Origin of the sequence: Agromyces bracchium (assembly GCF_009709675.1) — a bacterium.
Classification (GTDB): domain Bacteria; phylum Actinomycetota; class Actinomycetes; order Actinomycetales; family Microbacteriaceae; genus Agromyces; species Agromyces bracchium.
The window spans coordinates 117,694-135,583 of sequence record NZ_WMLB01000025.1; the positions used below are offsets into that span (position 1 = coordinate 117,694).

Sequence of the window (17,890 nt, forward strand, 5' to 3'; positions counted from 1 at the left end):
ATCCGAAACGGTCGGGCGCCATCGAGGTCCGGAGGACGCCTCAGGCGACCGGCAGGGCCTCGGCCGTCGACCCGCCCGCGCGCTCCCGCTCCTTGAGGACCTTCTGGTCGTGACGCTTGATCGCGGGCTCGCCCTCTCGCAGCTGCGAGTAGAGCGGTGCGGCGATGAAGACGGTCGACCACGTGCCCACGAGGATGCCGATGAGCAGCGCGAGGGAGATGTCGCGGAGCGTGTCGGCACCGAGCACTCCGGCGCCGATGAACAGGATCGCGGCGACGGGAAGTGCGGCCACCACGCTCGTGTTGATCGAACGCACCAGCGTCTGGTTGACGGCGAGGTTGACGGACTCGGCGAACGTGCGACGCGACTCCTGCCCGTCCTCCGACGTGTTCTCGCGGATCTTGTCGAACACCACGACGGTGTCGTAGAGCGAGTAGCTGAGGATCGTCAGGATGCCGATGACCGCTGCAGGGGTCACCTCGAAGCCGACCGCCGCGTAGAGTCCGGCGGTCACGACGAGGTCGCCGAGCAGCGACAGGATCGCCGCGAGCGACATCTTCCAGGTGCGGAAGTACAACGCCATGATGACGGCGGCGAGGAGGAGGAACGCCAGGAGGCCGAGGAGGGCCTGCCTCGTGATGTCCGCACCCCAGCTCGCGCCGATGAACGAGGAGGTCACCTCGGATTCGGGCACGCCGTAGGCCTCGGCGAGGGCGGTGGTGAGCTCACGCGACTCCGCCTGTTCGAGCTGGTCGGTCTGCACGCGCACGCCGTCGTCGCCGACGATCGTCACGCGCGCGACCGCACCGGGAACGACCTCGGCGACCGCGTCGATGGCCGGCTGCTCGGTCGCGTTCTCGACTCCGGCGATCTGGAACTGCGAACCGCCGCGGAACTCGATGCCGAAGTTGAAGCCGCGCACGACCGGGATCAGCACGGACAGGATGATGAGCACCGCCGCGATGGCGTACCACTTCTTGCGCCCGCCGACGAAGTTGAACGAGCGCTTGCCCGTGTAGAGGTCGTTGCCGAACGTGGTGAGTCGGTTGGCCATCAGGACTCCTTGCTCTCGCCGGCGCCGACGGTGGCGTCGGCCTGCGCCGCCTTGCGCTCGGCGATGGTCTGGCGCTTCTGCGCCTCGCGCGAGCTGGATGCCGCCTTCTTCGCCGGGACGGCGACCGGCTTGCGGAACTCCGCGCGCCCGCGGTAGACCGCGCCGAGCGCCTGCGGGTCGAGGCCAGACCACGAGTGCCCGCTGGAGAAGAAGCGCGTCTGGGCGAGCAGCTGCAGCATCGGGTGCGTGAAGAGGATCACGACGATGACGTCGATGATCGTGGTCAGACCGAGCGTGAACGCGAAACCGCGAACGCTGCCGACGGCGAGGATGTACAGGACGACCGCCGCGAGCAGGTTCATCGACTTCGACGACAGCACAGTGCGCAGCGCGCGCTTCCAGCCGGCCTCGACGGCGCCGACCAGCGGCCGTCCGTCGCGCAGCTCGTCACGGACGCGTTCGAAGTACACGATGAACGAGTCGGCGGTGAAACCGATCGCGACGATCAGGCCCGCGATGCCGGCCAGCGACAGGCGGTAGCCCTGGTACCAGCCGAGGATCGTGATCATCAGGTAGGTGATCACACCCGCGATGATGAGCGAGGCGATCGTGACCGAGCCGAGCGCGCGGTACTGGAACAGCGTGTAGATCACCACGAGGATCAGGCCGATGATGCCCGCGATGAGGCCGGACTGCAGCTGCGAGGTGCCGAGCGTTGCGGAGATGGTGTCGGAGGACTGCACCTCGAAGCTGATCGGCAGCGCGCCGAACTTGAGCTGGTCGGCGAGGGCCTTCGAGGACTCCTGCGTGAAGTTGCCGGTGACCTGCGGCCGGCCGTCGGTGATGACGCCGTTCATCTGCGGCGCCGACAGCACGGCGCCGTCGAGCACGAACGCGAACTGGTCGCGCGGCGTCTGGCCGTTCAGCGCGAAGAGTCGCTGGCTGACCTCGGCGAACGCCTCGGTGCCGCGTTCGTTGAAGACGATGTTGACGGCCCACTGGCCCGTCGTCGCGCCGGTCTGCGTCTGGACCATGCCGTTGGTCGCGTCGACGATGTCCTCGCCGCTGACCTCGACCGGACCGAGCAGGTACTTGATGGTGCGCGTGGAGTCGCACGTGACGAGCGGCTCGTCGGACGGGGCGACGTTCGCCCCGCTGTCGTCGAGGGTCGCGCAGTCGAACGTGTCGAACTCGTCCTGCAGTGCGGGCGTCACCCAGTTCGGGTCGCTCGCATCCGTCGGCTCGACGCTCGGCGTCGCGGAGAGCTCCTCTTCGGCGCCGTCGGTCGGCTCGGGGCTCTCGCTCGGGTCGATCGACTGGTTGGTCGCGGCGTCCGCGAGCAGCACCGGCCGGAGCTCGAGCTTCGCCGACGACTCGATCCGGTTGCGCGTCTGCTCATCGAGCTCGCCCGGGATCGCGACGACGACGTTCTGGCCGCCCTGCGTCGTGATGTCGGCCTCGGAGACGCCCGAGGCGTCGACGCGCTGGCGGATGATCGAGACCGCCTGGTCGAGCTGCTCCTGAGACACGGACTCACCCTCGGCGACCTGCGGCGCCAGGATGATCTGCGTGCCGCCCTCGAGGTCGAGCGCGAGCTTCGGCGTCCAGGAGCCGCCGCCCCAGATGACGCCGGCCGCGTTGATGCCGAACAGCGCGACGATGAGGACGCCGAGCCAGGTCAGTGATCGCACGGCCTTCCGGACGGGCGTCGGTCGCGAGGACCGCTTGGATGGTGCAGCCACGGTTGTGCCTTCTCTGCAGGGAGCCCGCGCAGCATCGCGCGGGCAGAGCTATGGGGTGGGCCTCAGTCGTCCGACTTCTTGGTGTCGGGCGTCTCGTCGTTCGGCGACTCGTCGACGCGCTCGCCGAACTCGGGCTCACCCTCGATCGCGGCGGCAGCCTCGGCGGGCGCCTCGACCGGCTCCACCACACGGGCGATGGTCTGGCGGTGCACCGTGAGGACCGTGCCCGGCGACGACTCGAGCTCGACGCGGTTCTCCTCCTCGTCGATCGAGAGGATGGTGCCGAACACCCCGAAGTTCGTCATCACCGTCGCGCCCGGCACGACCTTCGTCTGCAGTTCGCGCTGCTCCGCCTGGCGCTTCCGCGAGTTCCGGAACATGAAGAAGATCAGCACCGCCAGGACGGCGAGCATGATGAGAGTCAGCGGATCAAGGACCATGGGGTGGGAACCTTCCGGTGTGCGCGCCATGCGCACGATCAGGGGCGGGGTGGCCGGAGCCTCAAAGGATTATAGGTCATCGATCGGCAGCGCCACCCCGGTGCCCTCGGCCTCGCGGACGAGTCCGAAGTGCCGCCACGCGGTGGGAGTCGCCATCCGGCCGCGCGGAGTCCGGGTGATGAGGCCGATGCGCACGAGGAAGGGCTCGACGACCGCTTCGATGGTCTCCGCTTCCTCGCCCACCGAGACGGCGAGCGTGTTGAGGCCGACGGGGCCGCCGCCGAACCTCGTGAGGATCGTCATCATGACGGCACGGTCGAGGCGATCGAGCCCGAGGGGGTCGACGTCGTACAGTTCGAGCGCCGCGCGCACGGCGTCGACGTCGGCGCGCCCGCCGTGCACGAGCGCGTAGTCGCGGACGCGCCGGAGCAGCCGGTTCGCGATGCGCGGCGTTCCTCGGCATCGCCCGGCGATCTCGGCGATCGCCGCCCGGTCGATGTCGAGCCCCAGCATCAGGGCCGCCCGGCCGAGCACCTGTTCGAGCTCGGCCTCGTCGTAGAACTCGAGGTGCGCGGTGAACCCGAACCGGTCGCGGAGCGGGTTCGGCAGGAGACCGGCGCGCGTGGTCGCCCCGACGAGCGTGAACGGCGCGAGGTCGAGGGGCACGGATGTCGCTCCAGCCCCCTTGCCGACCATGATGTCGATCCGGAAGTCCTCCATCGCCAGGTACAGCATCTCCTCTGCGGAGCGGGCCATGCGGTGGATCTCGTCGATGAAGAGCACTTCGCCCGGCACGAGCGAGGACAGGATGGCGGCGAGGTCGCCGGCGTGCTGGATGGCTGGACCGCTCGACATGCGCAGCGGGCGCCCGCCCTCGTGCGCGACGATCATCGCGAGCGTGGTCTTGCCGAGGCCCGGTGGCCCCGCGAGCAGGATGTGGTCGGGGGTCCGCTGCTGCATAGCGGCCGCGGACAGGAGCAGTTGCAGCTGGCCGCGCACGCGGGTCTGCCCGACGAACTCCTCGAGGCTCCTCGGTCGCAGCGCGCCCTCGAACGCGAGCTCGGCCTCGGAGGCGAGTTCGGGATCGGTCAGGTCGAGGTCGTCGTCGCTCATCGGGCCCGCGCCCCCTGCTGCGCCGGGCCGAGCCGGGCGAGCGTCAACCGCAGCAGCACGGGCACGGAGGCGGCGGCCGCGTCATCCGCCGTCTCGAGCGTCTCGGCGAGCGCCTCACCGGCCAGCTTCTCGGACCAGCCGAGCCCGGTGAGCGCCGCCAGCACGTCGTCGGCGACCCCGCCCGTCGCGACGGGCGCGCCGCTCGCGGCGGCCGCCGGGGCGATCACCTTGCCGGCGAGCGAGAGCGTGATGAGCTTCGCGGTCTTCGGACCGATGCCGCTGACGCGTCGGAACGCGGCGTCGTCCTCCGACTGGACGGCGCGGGCGACGTCGGTCGCGGACATCGCCGAGAGCACGCCGAGCCCGGACTTCGGCCCGACGCCGGTCACGCCGATGAGGAGCTCGAAGACCTCGAGCTCGTCTCGCGTGGCGAAGCCGAAGAGCGTCAGCGAGTCCTCGCGGACGACGAGGGAGGTGTGCACGAGCACCTCGTCGCCGACCCGGCTCGCGAGCACGAACGCCGGCGTGGCGTTCACGAGGTAGCCGACCCCGGACACCTCGACGACGAGCGAACTGCCGGAGGCCTGGAGCACGTGGCCGCGGAGGGAGGAGATCACTCCTTCACCCTACGGGCAGCCCCCGACACGGCCGCGGCGCGCTCCGCGGCGAGCCATGCCCGCTGCGCCGGCGTGAGCGCGTTCCCCGCCGCATCGCGCCCCGAGCGCGCCGCAGCACCGGCTCCGGCCTCCGCGTCGGCGATCGCGGCGCCCGCCGCTCCCCCGGTCCGCCAGGCGTGGCAGATGGCCAGCGCGAGCGCGTCCGCGGCATCCGCCGGCTTCGGAACCGCATCGAGGCCGAGAATACGTGCGACCATCGCGCCGACCTGCGCCTTGTCGGCACGGCCGTACCCGGTGATCGCGGCCTTGACCTCGCTCGGCGTGTGCAGCGCCACCGGCAGCGCGCGACGCGCGGCGATGAGCATCGCGACGCCCGAGATCTGCGCGGTGCCCATGATCGTCGAGACGTCGGATCGCGCGAACACCCGCTCGAGCGCGACGGCCTGCGGCCGATGCTCCTCCACGATCGCCTCGAGTCCGTCGGCGATCCGGGCGAGGCGGCGTGGCGTGTCGAGGTCGGCGGGCGAGCGCAGCACGACGACGTCGACGAGCGTCGCCGTGCGGTTCGGCTCGACATCGACCACGCCCACGCCGCAGCGCGTGAGTCCCGGGTCGATGCCGAGCACGCGCACGGCGATCGGCCTAGTCCTCGGCCTGGAGCTCGGCCTGCACCTCGGGGGTCAGGTCGAAGTTGCTGTAGACGTTCTGCACGTCGTCGCTGTCCTCCAGCGCGTCGATCAGGCGGAACACCTTGCGCGCCGTGTCGGCGTCGATCTCGACCTTGAGGTTCGGCACGAACTCGATGTCGGCCGACTCGTAGTCGAGGCCGGCCTCCTGCAGCGCCTTGCGGGTGTCGACCATTGACGACGGGTCGGTGATGACCTCGAAGCCCTGCGCGTGCGGCTCGATCTCCTCGGCGCCGGCCTCGAGGGCCGCCATCATGACGTCGTCCTCGGTCGTTCCCTCGCCCGTGACGACGATGACGCCCTTGCGGGAGAAGTTGTAGGCGACCGAACCCGGGTCGGCGAGCGTGCCGCCGTTGCGGCTGAGCCCCGTGCGGACCTCGGCGGCGGCGCGGTTCTTGTTGTCGGTGAGCACCTCGATCATGAGCGCGACGCCGTTCGGGCCGTACGCCTCGTACGTGATGTTCTGGTACTCGACCGCCTCGCCGCCGATGCCGGCGCCGCGCTTGATGGCGCGATCGATGTTGTCGTTCGGCACCGAGGTCTTCTTGGCCTTCTGCACCGCGTCGTACAGGGTCGGGTTGCCGTTCAAGTCGGCACCGCCGAGCTTCGCAGCGACCTCGATGTTCTTGATGAGCTTGGCGAACGACTTCGCGCGGCGCGCGTCGATGACGGCCTTCTTGTGCTTGGTCGTCGCCCACTTGGAATGCCCGGACATGCGTCTCCCGTAACGGTGATCAGTACCCCGACATTCTAGGCCAGCGCGCCCACGTCCCCCCGGCGCGCGCGCGGGCGGGCCCCGAGCGGCGTCCGCTACGCCGCCGCGGCGACCGCCGAGCGCACCTTCGACAGGAAGTACTCGTGGAACCGGTGATCGCCCTCGATCTCCGGGTGGAAGCTGGTGCCGATCAGGTTCCCCTGCTCGACGGCGACGACCCGACCGTCGGCGAGCGCCGCGAGAGGCCGCGCCTTCTCCCCCACCGACTCCACGACGGGACCGCGGATGAACACGGCGTGCACGGGCGCGTCGCCGAGCGCCGGCACGTCGAGCTCGGTCTCGAACGACTCGTTCTGCGACCCGAACGCGTTGCGGCGCACGACGACGTCGAGCCCGCCGAGGTTCTGCTGGCCGTCGATCGCGCCGAGCAGCGTGTCGGCGATCATGATGAGCCCGGCGCACGTGCCGTAGACCGGCATCCCCTCGGCGATGCGGCGCTTCAGCGGTTCGGCGACGCCGAAGGCCCGCGAGAGCTTGTCCATGACGGTCGACTCGCCGCCGGGGATCACGAGCCCGTCGATGCCCTCGACGTCCTCGGGCCGGCGGACGAGCACGACGCGCGCGCCGAGCTCGCCGAGCACGCGCGCGTGCTCGCGGAAGTCGCCCTGGAGGGCGAGGACGCCGACGGTCGGCCCCGCGGCATCCGTCGCCCCCACGGACTCGTCGCGGAGACTCACCATCCGCGCTCGGCGAGCCGGTGCGGGGCGGGCAGGTCGCCGACGTTGATGCCGACCATGGCCTCGCCGAGACCGCGCGACACCTCGGCGACCACCTTCGGGTCGTCGTAGAACGTGGTCGCCTTGACGATCGCGGCCGCGCGCTGCTCGGGGTTGCCCGACTTGAAGATGCCGGAGCCCACGAACACGCCGTCGGCGCCGAGCTGCATCATCATCGCGGCATCCGCCGGAGTGGCCACGCCGCCCGCGGTGAAGAGGACGACGGGGAGCTTGCCGGTCTCGGCGACCTCGAGCACGAGGTCGTACGGCGCCTGCAGCTCCTTCGCGGCGACGTAGACCTCGTCGCGCGTCATCGACTTCAGCTGGTTGATCTCGGAGGTGATCTTGCGGATGTGCTTGGTCGCCTCGGAGACGTCGCCGGTGCCGGCCTCGCCCTTGGAGCGGATCATGGCCGCGCCCTCGTTGATGCGGCGCAGCGCCTCGCCGAGGTTGGTGGCACCGCAGACGAAGGGCGTGGTGAAGCCCCACTTGTCGATGTGGTTGACGTAATCGGCCGGCGAGAGCACCTCGGACTCGTCGATGTAGTCGACGTCGAGCGCCTGGAGCACCTGCGCCTCGACGAAGTGGCCGATGCGGGCCTTCGCCATGACCGGGATCGACACCTCGGCGATGATCGCCTCGATGAGGTCGGGATCGCTCATGCGGGCGACGCCGCCCTGGGCGCGGATGTCGGCGGGAACCCGCTCGAGCGCCATGACGGCGACGGCGCCGGCGTCCTCGGCGATGCGCGCCTGCTCGGGCGTGACGACGTCCATGATGACGCCGCCCTTCAGCATCTCGGCGAGGCCGCGCTTCACGCGGCTCGAGCCGGTCTCGGACGTGCTCATGGGTGGTTCCCTTCGACGGATGGCGCGCGCTCGCGCAACTTCGCGGACAAGACGTTGGCTTGGCCTAGGCCAAAAGATAGCATGGGCCGAGCCCTCCCTTCGGAACAGTGATGGATCGTGACATGACCCTCGAGATCACCGGCCGCTCGGCCGCCGACATCGCCGCGAGCGTCCGCGCGCTCATCGAGCGCGGCGTCCTGCTGCCGGGCGACCCGCTCCCGCCGGTGCGCGGCCTCGCCGACGACCTCGGCGTCAACCGCAACACGGCCGTCGCGGCCTACCGGCAACTCACCACGGCCGGCATGGTCGTCACCCGCGGCCGCGGCGGCACGCGCGTCGCCGACCGGTCGCCCGTCGCGCAGGAGGGGTTCGCCGCCGACAGCGTGCTCCGCGACGTCGCGACGGGCAACCCCGACCCCGACCTCATCCCCGACCCGTCCCGCGCCCTCGCGGGCATGGCGGGCCGGCCGGTGCTCTACGGCGAGCCCGTCATCGACCCCGACCTCGAACGCTGGGCGGCGAAGTGGGTGGGCGCCGACCTCGCTCCGTCCGACGTGCGGCTCACGATCACGAGCGGCGCGGCCGATGCGGTCGACCGACTGCTCGCCCAGGCGCTCGTGCGCGACGACGCGGTCGCGCTCGAGGATCCGTGCTTCCTCACGAGCATCCACACGGTCCGGGTGGGCGGCTACCGCCCCGTCCCGATCCCGGTCGACGACGAGGGCATGACCGTCGACGGGCTGCGCTCGGCGCTCGAGCAGGGCGTTCGCGCCGTGGTCTGCACGCCCCGCGCGCAGAACCCGACCGGCGCGAGCCTCTCCGATCGCCGCGCCGCCGACCTGCGCGAGGTGCTCGCCGATCACCCGTACGTCCTCGTCATCGAGGACGACCACTTCTCGATGCTCTCCCGGAGTCCGTACCGCTCGCTCATCGGCCCCGCCCACCGCCGCTGGGCGCTCGTTCGCTCGGTCTCGAAGTTCCTCGGGCCCGACATGTGCCTCGCGGTCACCGCGTCCGACCCCGAGACGGCCGATCGGCTCGCGATGCGGCTCACGCCCGGCACCACCTGGGTGAGCCACCTGCTCCAGCGTCTCGCGCTCGCGCTCGTGACCGACCCCGACATCGTCGCCGGCATCGAGGCCGCCGGCGCGCACTACGCCGAACGGAACGAGGCGTTCGCCGCACGGCTCACCGCGCTCGGACTGCCCGCGACGGCCGGCGACGGACTCAACCTCTGGGTCGCCCTGCCGATGCCCGCCCGCGACGTCTCCGAGCAGCTCATGCGCCGCGGCTGGCTCGTGCGAGCCGGCGACGAGTTCGTGCTGTCGGATGCCCCGGCCGCGCGCCGCCTGCGACTGACGGTGCACGACCTCGCCGACGCCGAGGCCGAGCGGCTCGCCGCCGACATCGCCGCCGCCGTCCGTGCCGCGGGCGGACGGCTCGCTCCGCCCGGGATGGAATGATCGAGGGGTGAAGGTCCTCTCGATCCAGTCCGCCGTGGCCTACGGCCACGTCGGCAACTCCGCGGCCGTGTTCCCGCTCCAGCGCATCGGCGTCGAGGTCATGCCCGTCTACACGGTCAACTTCTCGAACCACACCGGCTACGGCGCATGGCGGGGTCCGCTGATCGCACCGAACGACGTCGCCGACGTCATCTCCGGCATCGAGGACCGCGGGGCCTTCCCCGACATCGACGTCGTCCTCTCCGGGTACCAGGGCTCCGAGGGCATCGCCGACGTCATCCTCGACGCCGTCGCCCGCATCAAGGCCGCGAACCCCGCCGCCATCTACTCGTGCGACCCGGTCATGGGCAATGCGAAGAGCGGATGCTTCGTCGCGCCGGCGATCCCGGTGCTGCTCCGCGATCGCGTGGTGCCGGCCGCCGACCTCATCACGCCGAACCAGTTCGAGCTCGGCTACCTCACGGGCACCGAGCCCGACTCGCTCGAGTCGACGCTCGAGTCCGTCAACCTCGCGCGGGCCATGGGCCCGCGAGCCGTGCTCGTCACGAGCGTCGAGCGTTCCGACCGCGGGAACGGCACCATCGAGATGCTCGCGGTCGACGACGACGGTGCATGGATCGTGGAGACGCCGCGCCTGCCGATGAAGGCGAACGGGTCGGGGGATGTCACGGCCGCACTCTTCACGGCGCACCACCGCCGCACCGGCGACGCCTCCGCCGCGCTCGCACGCACCGCGTCGAGCGTCTTCGACCTGCTCGCGAACACCCACGAGTCGGGTGAGCGCGAGCTGCGGCTCGTCGAGTCTCAGGAGTCGTACGCGAATCCGCGCATGCAGTTCGAGGTCCGTCAGGTCCGCTGACCCACCCGCACGGTGGTCGACTCGGCGCGCAGCGCCGTATCGAGGCAATGCACGAGGTCGACCACCGAAGGGACGCCGCTCAGCGCGGCCAGGCCTCCGCGATCTCCTCGCGCACCTCGCCGAGCAGGCGCGGCAGCGCCTTCGTGCCCGCGATGATCGGGAAGAAGTTCGAGTCGAGCGCCCAGCGCGGCACGATGTGCTGGTGCAGGTGCTCGGCGATCCCGGCACCCGCGATGCGCCCCTGGTTCATTCCGATGTTGAATCCGTCGCAGCGCGAGACCTCTTTCACGGTGCGCATCGCGACCTGCGTGAGTTCGCCGATCTCGGCGACCTCGTCGGCGGTGGCCTCGTCGTACGTGGCGATGTGGCGGTACGGGCAGACGAGCAGGTGCCCGCTGTTGTAGGGGTAGAGGTTCAGCAGCACGTAGGCGTGCTCCCCGCGCGCCACGATGAGCGATTGCTCGTCGCTCAGCTGCGGTGCTCGGCAGAACGGGCAGGCGTGCTCGTCGGGCTGCTGCCCGTGCTGGATGTAGACGAGGCGGTGCGGGGTCCAGAGCCGCTGGAACGCGTCGGGCACGCCGGCCAGGTCGGCCGCGGCATCCGTCGGCACGCCGTCGAACTCGTCGGAATGGTACGAGGTCATGCGAACAGGTCGTCCCTGGTGGTCACCTGTCGGCGATCGGCGATCGCCTCGAGGATGCGGCGCTCGGCGTCGGCGATCGGCACGCCGTTCTCCTGGGTGCCGTCGCGGAACCGGAAGCTCACGGTCTCGGCGGTGCGGTCGTTCTCGCCCGCGATGAGCTGGATCGGCACCTTCTGGGTCGTGTGGGTGCGGATCTTCTTCTGCATGCGGTCGTCGCTCGTGTCGAGCTCCGTTCGCACGGCCGACCCGGCGAGCTGCGTGAGGATGCCGCCGAGGTAGGGCGCGTACTCGTCGGCGACGGGGATGCCGACGACCTGCACCGGCGAGAGCCAGAGCGGGAACGCGCCGGCGTAGTGCTCGGTGAGCACGCCGAAGAACCGCTCGATCGACCCGAACTTCGCCGAGTGGATCATGACGGGTTGCTGGTGGGTGCCGTCGGCCGCGGTGTACTCGAGGCCGAAGCCCTCGGGCTGGTTGAAGTCGTACTGGATGGTCGACATCTGCCAGGTCCGGCCGATCGCGTCGCGCGCCTGCACCGAGATCTTCGGCCCGTAGAAGGCGGCGCCGCCAGGGTCGGGCACGAGCTCGAGGCCCGACCGCTCGGCGACGTCGCGCAGGACGTTCGTCGCGACCTCCCACTGCTCGTCGGTGCCCTTGAACTTGTCGGAGTCCGCGTCGCGCGTGGAGAGCTCGAGGTAGAAGTCGTCGAGGCCGAAGTCGCGCAGCAGCCCGAGCACGAAATTCAGCAGGTGCTCGATCTCGGCGGGCGCCTGTTCTGGCGTCACGTAGCTGTGCGAGTCGTCCTGGGTGAGCCCTCGCACGCGCGTCAGGCCCTGCACGACGCCCGACTTCTCGTAGCGGTAGACGGTGCCGAACTCGAAGAACCGCAGCGGGAGTTCGCGGTACGAGCGCCCGCGCGAGCGGTAGATGAGGTTCTGCATCGGGCAGTTCATCGCCTTGAGGTAGTACTCGCTGTTCTCGAGCTCCATCGGCGGGAACATCGTGTCCTTGTAGTACGGCAGGTGGCCCGACAGCTCGAAGACGTGCGCCTTCGTGATGTGCGGCGTCGAGACGTACTGGAAGCCCTCCTCGATGTGGCGCCGGCGGACGTAGTCCTCCATCTCGCGCTTGATCACCCCGCCCTTGGGGTGGAACACGGGAAGGCCCGACCCGATCTCGTCGGGGAAGCTGAACAGGTCGAGCTCGACGCCGAGCTTGCGGTGGTCGCGGCGCTGCGCCTCCTCGAGGCGGTGCTGGTAGGCGCGCAGTTCGTCCTTGGTGGGCCACGCGGTGCCGTAGATCCGCTGCAACTGCGGGTTCTTCTCCGACCCGCGCCAGTAGGCGGCCGCGACGCGCATGAGCGCCCAGCCGTTGCCGATCATGCGAGTGTTCGGCAGGTGCGGCCCGCGGCAGAGGTCCTTCCAGGCGACCTCGCCGGTCTTCGGGTCGACGTTGTCGTAGATGGTGAGCTCGGCGCCGCCGACCTCGACCGACTCGTTGTCGTCCTGCCCGCCCTCTCCACCCGTCGGGTGGCCCTTCAGCCCGATGAGCTCGAGCTTGTACGGCTCGGCGGCGAGCTCGGCGCGCGCCTCGTCGTCGGTGACGACGCGGCGCACGAAGCGCTGGCCCGAGCGGATGATCCGCGCCATCTCCTTGTCGAGCACCTTCAGGTCCTCCGGGGTGAACGGCTCGGCGACGTCGAAGTCGTAGTAGAAGCCGTCGGTGACGGGCGGGCCGATGCCGAGCTTCGCGTCGGGGTTGACCTTCTGCACGGCCTGGGCGAGGACATGCGCGGTCGAGTGGCGCAGGATCGCCAGCCCGTCGGGCGAGTCGATCGTGACCGGCTCGACGACGTCGGCGTCGGTCACCGTCCTCGCGAGGTCCGTGAGCTCGCCGTTGACGCGCATCGCGACAACGGATCGATCGGTGAAGAGCTCGAAGCCGTCGGCCAAGTGGATCCACTCCCCTGCAGTGTGAGACGCAACCCCTCAACTGTAGTCGCGCGCGGCGAGCGCGGAGTTCGAGGTCATCGACCGCGGCGGCGGCGACTCGAGCGGCGTGGACACGTCGGGTCACCCGGCAGCGCGGATCTCCACGTGGTCGGTGAACGAGCCGACCGCGGCGCGGAAGTCGAGGTCGAGCGCCTCCTCCGACACCCGGACCTCGAGGTTCCCCCACGAGGGGTCGGCGTTCGCCCCCGACCACGCCGCGAAGTACGGCGCGTCGGTGTCGTCCGAACGGATGTCTCGAAGCGTCGTGCCGCCCGTCCCCACCGTCACGAACACCGTTCCGTCGCCCTGCACGAGGTCATCGCCGCCATCGGCCACGCACGCGGCCGTGATGTCCTCCGGCGCGACCGACGGGCATTCCTCGCCGACGGCGAGCTGCGCCGTCCTCTGGTAGAGGTGCTCGTGTCCGCCGATGACGAGGTCGACGCCGCTCTCGACCAGCATGTCCACGAGCTCGGGACCGGGGTCGCAGTCGTAGTTCCCGACCGAGAGGCACGGCTTGTGCATGCCGACGACCACCCACGGGATCCCCGCGCTGCGGGCGTCCTCGATCGCCTGCAGCGTCCAGTCGTACCGCTCTGAGCCGCGGTCGTAGGTCCACGTGCCGTCGGGGAAGGTGATCCCGGGCGAGATCATCACGAGCCTGACGAGGGGCGCATCGGCCGGCAGGTCGACGGCGTACTGGCGGGCGTAGTCGCCGAAGAGCCCGTCGAGCCGGTTCGGGAGGCATTCGGCGAATGCGGCGATGTCGCCGTTCAGGCCGTCCGACTCGTGGTTCCCGGCGAGGAGCTCGACGGGCACGGCGTCGCCGACGTGGCCCGTGACGAAGTCGCACCACTCCCCCTCCGCACCGGGCTCCCCGTACGACAGGTCGCCGAGGGCGAAGTGCGCATCGGGATCGAGCCGGCCGACGTCGGCGAGCGTCGCGGCCGATTCGTCGGTCATGCCGATATCCCCCGACGCGGTGAAGGTGATCGATCGGCCGTCGGTCCCGGCGGGTTCCCCGCCCGGACTTCCCGGTCCGAGGCATCCGGTGAGCGCGAGGACCGCCGCCGCGCCGGCTGCGATGGCTGCACCACGCCGCATCGACCTCATGCGCACCCTCCCGTCGCGGCACCGCTGGCGGGCCGGCTCCGTGCAGCGTACCGCCGCCGCCGGGCCTCCCCCGAACGGGACCTTGCGGTGCGGATGCCGCGACTGCCACGCTCCACCCGAGGAGGCGAGTCGAGGTTTCCTCAGAACGGAGCGAGTAATGAGGCGAACATCCGTCCTCTCCGCCGCGACCCTCGCGGCGCTCCTGGTCGTCGTGGGCGGAGCCGCTGCCCAGGCGCAGGACCTCGAGGTCCCCGACCTTCCCGCCGGGGCACTCCTGCCGGACGTCATCGAGGAGGTCCCTCACCACCTGCAGATCCAGAACACGCAGCAACGTGAGTCGCTCCGGTTCTCCACGACGCACATCAACGTCGGCGCGGGCAACCTCCAGATCCGCGGCGGCGGCCAGGTCGAGCCGTGCGAGATCGACGGCCAGGTGTACGCGGAGTGCACGATCGCGACGCAGGAGATCCTCGATTCCAACGGCCAGATCGTCGCCACGCACGATGCCGGCGCCGCCGTCTACCACCCCGAGCACAACCACTGGCACCAGTCGTCGGTGGCCCTCTTCGACATCCGGAGCCCAGGTCCAGGCGACGACCCCGACGACCCGGCGAACATGAGCATGATCTGGACGGAGGGGGTGAAGATCACCTTCTGCTTCGTGGACATCGAGTTCATCGGCACGACCGGAGCACAGAAGAAGGACAAGCCGCGCACCTACTTCGAGTGCAACGGCGACCTCCAGGGTCTCGCGTCGTGGTGGGCCGACTCGTACCACCAGTCGACGCCGCTGCAGGAACTCGACGTGACCGACATCCCGGACGGCGAGTACTACCTCACCCACCTCGCCGACCCGGACGACCACTGGATCGAGTCCGACGAGACCAACAACTTCACGTGGGTGAAGTTCCGCCTCACGAGGACGAGTGCGAACGCGAAGGTCGAGGTGCTCGCCCACTCGCCGTGCGACCCCGTGGTGATCTGCGGGTTCGGCGGCAACCCCTGAGCCCGCATCGGAGAGACGACGAAGGCCCCGGCTGCTGCCGGGGCCTTCGTACTGGTGGGCGATACTGGGATCGAACCAGTGACCTCTTCCGTGTCAGGGAAGCGCGCTACCGCTGCGCCAATCGCCCGGGGTGTGAGTGAGCTCCAGGAGCCCGTCTCGAGGTGGATACGGGATTCGAACCCGTGTATACGGCTTTGCAGGCCGCTGCCTCGCCTCTCGGCCAATCCACCGTTGCTTGGGTTCACCACCAAAGAACAAACCGGCTTTCGCCGGCTTGGTCAGAGCGGATGACGAGACTCGAACTCGCGACCCTCACCTTGGCAAGGTGATGCGCTACCAACTGCGCCACATCCGCGTTGTCGCTGTTTCGGCGACAGAGAGACTCTAACCGATGATGTGAACGAATGACAAACCGACGCCCATGGCCCGGTGATTCCGGCCGATCAGGGGGCCAATCGAACCGCGCAACCCGGGCGTGTCGCGGTCCCGCGGATCCGCGTCGGGGCGACATCCGAACGCGGGCGCCATGAGCGGATCCGGCGCTCGAGCGCACTCGCCCCGGCCCAGCGCGCCGATGTGCATTCGACCCGCCGCGTGGGCTAGTATCGAGTCCGCGGTCGCGATCCGATCGGGTCCGCGAATCACACTTGGGCGATTGGCGCAGCTGGTAGCGCGCTTCCTTCACACGGAAGAGGTCGTCGGTTCGAGCCCGGCATCGCCCACCATCACGAACGCCCCCGCATCCGCGGGGGCGTTCGTCGCTTCGGTCGGGCGCGAGGCTCATCCCCACCCGTATCGCTCGGCGAGCGCCCGCGTGACGCGTCCGTACCGCTCGGCGTCGAGCGACGACGCCTCGCGGCGCATCCCGTCGGCGTGCACGAGGAACACCCGGTCGATCCTCGCCCAGCTCGGGCGTCCCTCGCCGTCCCAGGCGCCGGAACCCAGCGCGACCGCGTCGCGATCGCCGTCCTGCGGCTTGCTCGTGAGCTGCACCGCCAGGAAGCGCCCCTCGGTCCCCGCCGCCACGACGACGACCGGGCGGTCCTTGCCGCGTCCGTCGCGTTCCTCGTACGGCACCCAGGTCCAGACGACCTCACCGGGGTCGGGTTCTCCATCGCGCTCCGGCGTGTACGCGAATCGGACCCGGCGGATGCCGGCGGGGTCCAGCTCGACCGTCGCCGTCGGCCCGACGCGCCCGGGCCACTCCTCGTCGTCCGTGCGGGGCCGCGGCGCGGCATCCGTCGCCACCGAGGCCGGAGCCGCCGGTCGCACGGTCTGCGAGCCGGAGATCGAGCGGATGACACGCCCGAGGGCGGTGAGGAAGCGGCGGGTGTCAGGCACACCCGCACACTACCCTCACCGCCCTCGCGGTGATCGCAGGATCAGACGGACTCGAGCTTGTAGCCCTCTTCGCCGTGGACGATCGTGTCGATGCCCGCCAGCTCGTCCTCGTTCTTCACGCGGAAGCCGATGGTCTTCTCGATCGCGAAGCCGACCACGAAGGCCACGATGAAGGAGTAGAGGAGGACGCCGACGGCGGCGATCGCCTGCACGGCCAGCTGGCCGGCGTCGCCACCGACGAAGAGGCCGGTGCCGGTCGCGAAGAAGCCGAGGTAGAGGGTACCGATGAGGCCGCCGACGAGGTGGATGCCCACCACGTCGAGCGAGTCGTCGAAGCCCCACTTGAACTTCAGCTCGACGGCGATGGCGCAGACCGCACCCGCGACGACACCGAGGACCGTGGCCCAACCCGGGGTCAGGTTGGCACAGGCCGGGGTGATCGCGACGAGGCCCGCGACGGCGCCCGAAGCGGCACCGACCGAGGTCGGCTTGCCGTCCTTGATCTTCTCGACGACCATCCAGGCGAGGATCGCCGCGGCGGTGGCGACGAGCGTGTTGACGGCGATGAGGCCGACGCCGGGCATGCCCTCGGCGAGGAACTCCGCGCCGGCGTTGAAGCCGAACCAGCCGAACCAGAGGATCGAGGCGCCGAGCAGGGTCAGCGGCACGTTGTGCGGCTTGTCCATGCCCTTCTGGAATCCGACGCGCTTGCCGAGGACGAGCGCGAGGGCGAGGGCCGCCGCACCGGCGTTGATGTGCACCGCGGTTCCACCCGCGTAGTCGATGACGCCCGGGAGGCCGAGCGTGTCGCCGAGCGAGAGGATCCAGCCGCCGCCCCAGACCCAGGCCGCGACCGGGAAGTAGACGAGGGTGGCCCAGATGCCCGCGAAGATCATCCACGCGCCGAACTTGGCACGGTCGGCGATGGCGCCCGAGATGAGCGCGACCGTGATGATGGCGAACGTCGCGCCGAAGATGACGCCGAGGAGGTCGGCGTTGGCCGACTCACCGCTGGCGAGGCTCGCGAGGCCGAAGTCGGCGAAGGGGTTGCCCGAGAACTCCCAGGCGCTGCCGACCGCGCTCATGTTGAAGCCGTACAGCACCCACAGGACGCTGATCAGTCCCATTGCGCCGAAGCTCATCATCATCATGCTGACGACGCTCTTCGCCTTGACCAGGCCGCCGTAGAAGAACGCGACGCCCGGCGTCATGAAGAGCACGAGCGCGGATGCCGTCACGGCCCACGCGATGTTGCCGCTATCCATAGGTAATCCTCACACCTCTCGGTTTGCAGGGGACGTACCGCGAGGGGGATGAGACTGGGGCTCGTCTCGAGGTACGACGTTCAGAATGGTGCGGGAACGTTTCGACCACGGGGCACGCTGCGTTTCGCAACGGTTACGGAATCGCGCGTGATGTAACGAGCATGTTTCCGGATGCCGCGACGAGCCTCCGAAATCGCTGCCGAGGGCTTGTGCCCGGC

The 17,890-nt window shown here is 70.1% G+C and carries 17 protein-coding genes and 4 tRNA genes; 4 read left to right on the plus strand and 17 right to left on the minus strand.

The annotated features are described in order from the left end of the window. Positions 1-40: 40 nt before the first annotated feature. The 9 genes from secF to pdxS form a co-directional block, all read right to left on the minus strand. Positions 41-1,054 carry a protein translocase subunit SecF gene (secF, locus tag GJ743_RS11935; RefSeq protein WP_155052133.1) on the minus strand — a complete coding sequence of 338 codons (1,014 nt, stop codon included), beginning with the start codon at positions 1,052-1,054 and terminating at the stop codon, positions 41-43. Next, entirely contained in the window at positions 1,054-2,796 is a 1,743-nt protein-coding gene (gene secD / locus GJ743_RS11940; protein WP_328289121.1) for a protein translocase subunit SecD, read from the minus strand. The genes secF and secD overlap by 1 nt, the downstream gene beginning before the upstream one ends. Positions 2,797-2,858: 62 nt before the next feature. Continuing rightward, complete coding sequence (gene yajC, locus GJ743_RS11945) at positions 2,859-3,209, minus strand: preprotein translocase subunit YajC (RefSeq protein WP_230386742.1); 351 nt, start codon at positions 3,207-3,209, stop codon at positions 2,859-2,861. A gap of 96 nt (positions 3,210-3,305) precedes the next feature. After that, positions 3,306-4,349, minus strand: a complete 1,044-nt coding sequence (gene ruvB, locus GJ743_RS11950; protein ID WP_155052135.1) for a Holliday junction branch migration DNA helicase RuvB — start codon at positions 4,347-4,349, stop codon at positions 3,306-3,308. After that, positions 4,346-4,966 carry a Holliday junction branch migration protein RuvA gene (gene ruvA, locus GJ743_RS11955; protein WP_328289122.1) on the minus strand — a complete coding sequence of 207 codons (621 nt, stop codon included), beginning with the start codon at positions 4,964-4,966 and terminating at the stop codon, positions 4,346-4,348. Before ruvA ends, ruvB begins: the two co-directional genes overlap by 4 nt. Beyond that, positions 4,963-5,598 carry a crossover junction endodeoxyribonuclease RuvC gene (gene ruvC / locus GJ743_RS11960; RefSeq protein WP_328289123.1) on the minus strand — a complete coding sequence of 212 codons (636 nt, stop codon included), beginning with the start codon at positions 5,596-5,598 and terminating at the stop codon, positions 4,963-4,965. Before ruvC ends, ruvA begins: the two co-directional genes overlap by 4 nt. A 10-nt stretch (positions 5,599-5,608) precedes the next feature. Continuing rightward, entirely contained in the window at positions 5,609-6,367 is a 759-nt protein-coding gene (locus GJ743_RS11965; RefSeq protein ID WP_155052136.1) for a YebC/PmpR family DNA-binding transcriptional regulator, read from the minus strand. 95 nt (positions 6,368-6,462) lie between these two features. Next, a complete protein-coding gene (gene pdxT / locus GJ743_RS11970) occupies positions 6,463-7,107 on the minus strand; it encodes a pyridoxal 5'-phosphate synthase glutaminase subunit PdxT (protein ID WP_155052137.1) in 645 nt (214 codons plus the stop codon). After that, positions 7,101-7,991, minus strand: coding sequence for a pyridoxal 5'-phosphate synthase lyase subunit PdxS (gene pdxS / locus GJ743_RS11975; protein ID WP_155052138.1), 891 nt, complete (start codon positions 7,989-7,991; stop codon positions 7,101-7,103). The genes pdxT and pdxS overlap by 7 nt, the downstream gene beginning before the upstream one ends. Before the next feature lie 122 nt (positions 7,992-8,113). Here pdxS and GJ743_RS11980 point away from each other — a divergent pair, with 122 nt between their 5' ends. Both GJ743_RS11980 and pdxY read left to right on the plus strand, forming a co-directional pair. After that, positions 8,114-9,454: an aminotransferase class I/II-fold pyridoxal phosphate-dependent enzyme gene (locus GJ743_RS11980; protein ID WP_230386743.1), complete on the plus strand. Its 1,341-nt coding sequence runs from the start codon at positions 8,114-8,116 to the stop codon at positions 9,452-9,454. Positions 9,455-9,461: 7 nt separating this feature from the next. Continuing rightward, on the plus strand, positions 9,462-10,313 hold the full coding sequence (gene pdxY, locus GJ743_RS11985; protein WP_328289124.1) for a pyridoxal kinase PdxY: 852 nt from the start codon (positions 9,462-9,464) through the stop codon (positions 10,311-10,313). A gap of 79 nt (positions 10,314-10,392) precedes the next feature. Here pdxY and GJ743_RS11990 read toward each other — a convergent pair whose 3' ends face one another. The 3 genes from GJ743_RS11990 to GJ743_RS12000 form a co-directional block, all read right to left on the minus strand. Continuing rightward, positions 10,393-10,956 (minus strand): HIT family protein, encoded by a 564-nt coding sequence (locus GJ743_RS11990; RefSeq protein WP_155052140.1) that lies wholly within the window; start codon positions 10,954-10,956, stop codon positions 10,393-10,395. Continuing rightward, a complete protein-coding gene (gene thrS / locus GJ743_RS11995; protein ID WP_230386756.1) occupies positions 10,953-12,863 on the minus strand; it encodes a threonine--tRNA ligase in 1,911 nt (636 codons plus the stop codon). Before thrS ends, GJ743_RS11990 begins: the two co-directional genes overlap by 4 nt. A 165-nt stretch (positions 12,864-13,028) precedes the next feature. Then, positions 13,029-14,060 (minus strand): metallophosphoesterase, encoded by a 1,032-nt coding sequence (locus GJ743_RS12000; protein ID WP_328289125.1) that lies wholly within the window; start codon positions 14,058-14,060, stop codon positions 13,029-13,031. 157 nt (positions 14,061-14,217) lie between these two features. Here GJ743_RS12000 and GJ743_RS12005 point away from each other — a divergent pair, with 157 nt between their 5' ends. Then, positions 14,218-15,066 (plus strand): lysyl oxidase family protein, encoded by an 849-nt coding sequence (locus GJ743_RS12005; protein WP_196216990.1) that lies wholly within the window; start codon positions 14,218-14,220, stop codon positions 15,064-15,066. A 52-nt stretch (positions 15,067-15,118) separates the two neighbouring features. On the opposite strand, the gene GJ743_RS12010 is transcribed toward GJ743_RS12005, so the two are convergent. The 3 genes from GJ743_RS12010 to GJ743_RS12020 form a co-directional block, all read right to left on the minus strand. After that, positions 15,119-15,193 (minus strand) — tRNA-Val (locus tag GJ743_RS12010). A 32-nt stretch (positions 15,194-15,225) separates the two neighbouring features. Then, positions 15,226-15,296: transfer RNA gene (locus tag GJ743_RS12015), tRNA-Cys, on the minus strand. A gap of 52 nt (positions 15,297-15,348) precedes the next feature. Then, a tRNA-Gly gene (locus GJ743_RS12020) sits at positions 15,349-15,421 on the minus strand. 294 nt (positions 15,422-15,715) lie between these two features. Between GJ743_RS12020 and GJ743_RS12025 the strand changes: the two genes are divergently transcribed. Beyond that, positions 15,716-15,791: transfer RNA gene (locus GJ743_RS12025), tRNA-Val, on the plus strand. A 55-nt stretch (positions 15,792-15,846) separates the two neighbouring features. Here the strand turns inward: GJ743_RS12025 and GJ743_RS12030 are convergent. Continuing rightward, complete coding sequence (locus GJ743_RS12030; protein ID WP_328289126.1) at positions 15,847-16,407, minus strand: type II toxin-antitoxin system PemK/MazF family toxin; 561 nt, start codon at positions 16,405-16,407, stop codon at positions 15,847-15,849. A gap of 41 nt (positions 16,408-16,448) precedes the next feature. Next, complete coding sequence (locus GJ743_RS12035) at positions 16,449-17,672, minus strand: ammonium transporter (RefSeq protein ID WP_155052144.1); 1,224 nt, start codon at positions 17,670-17,672, stop codon at positions 16,449-16,451. Positions 17,673-17,890 lie beyond the last annotated feature (218 nt).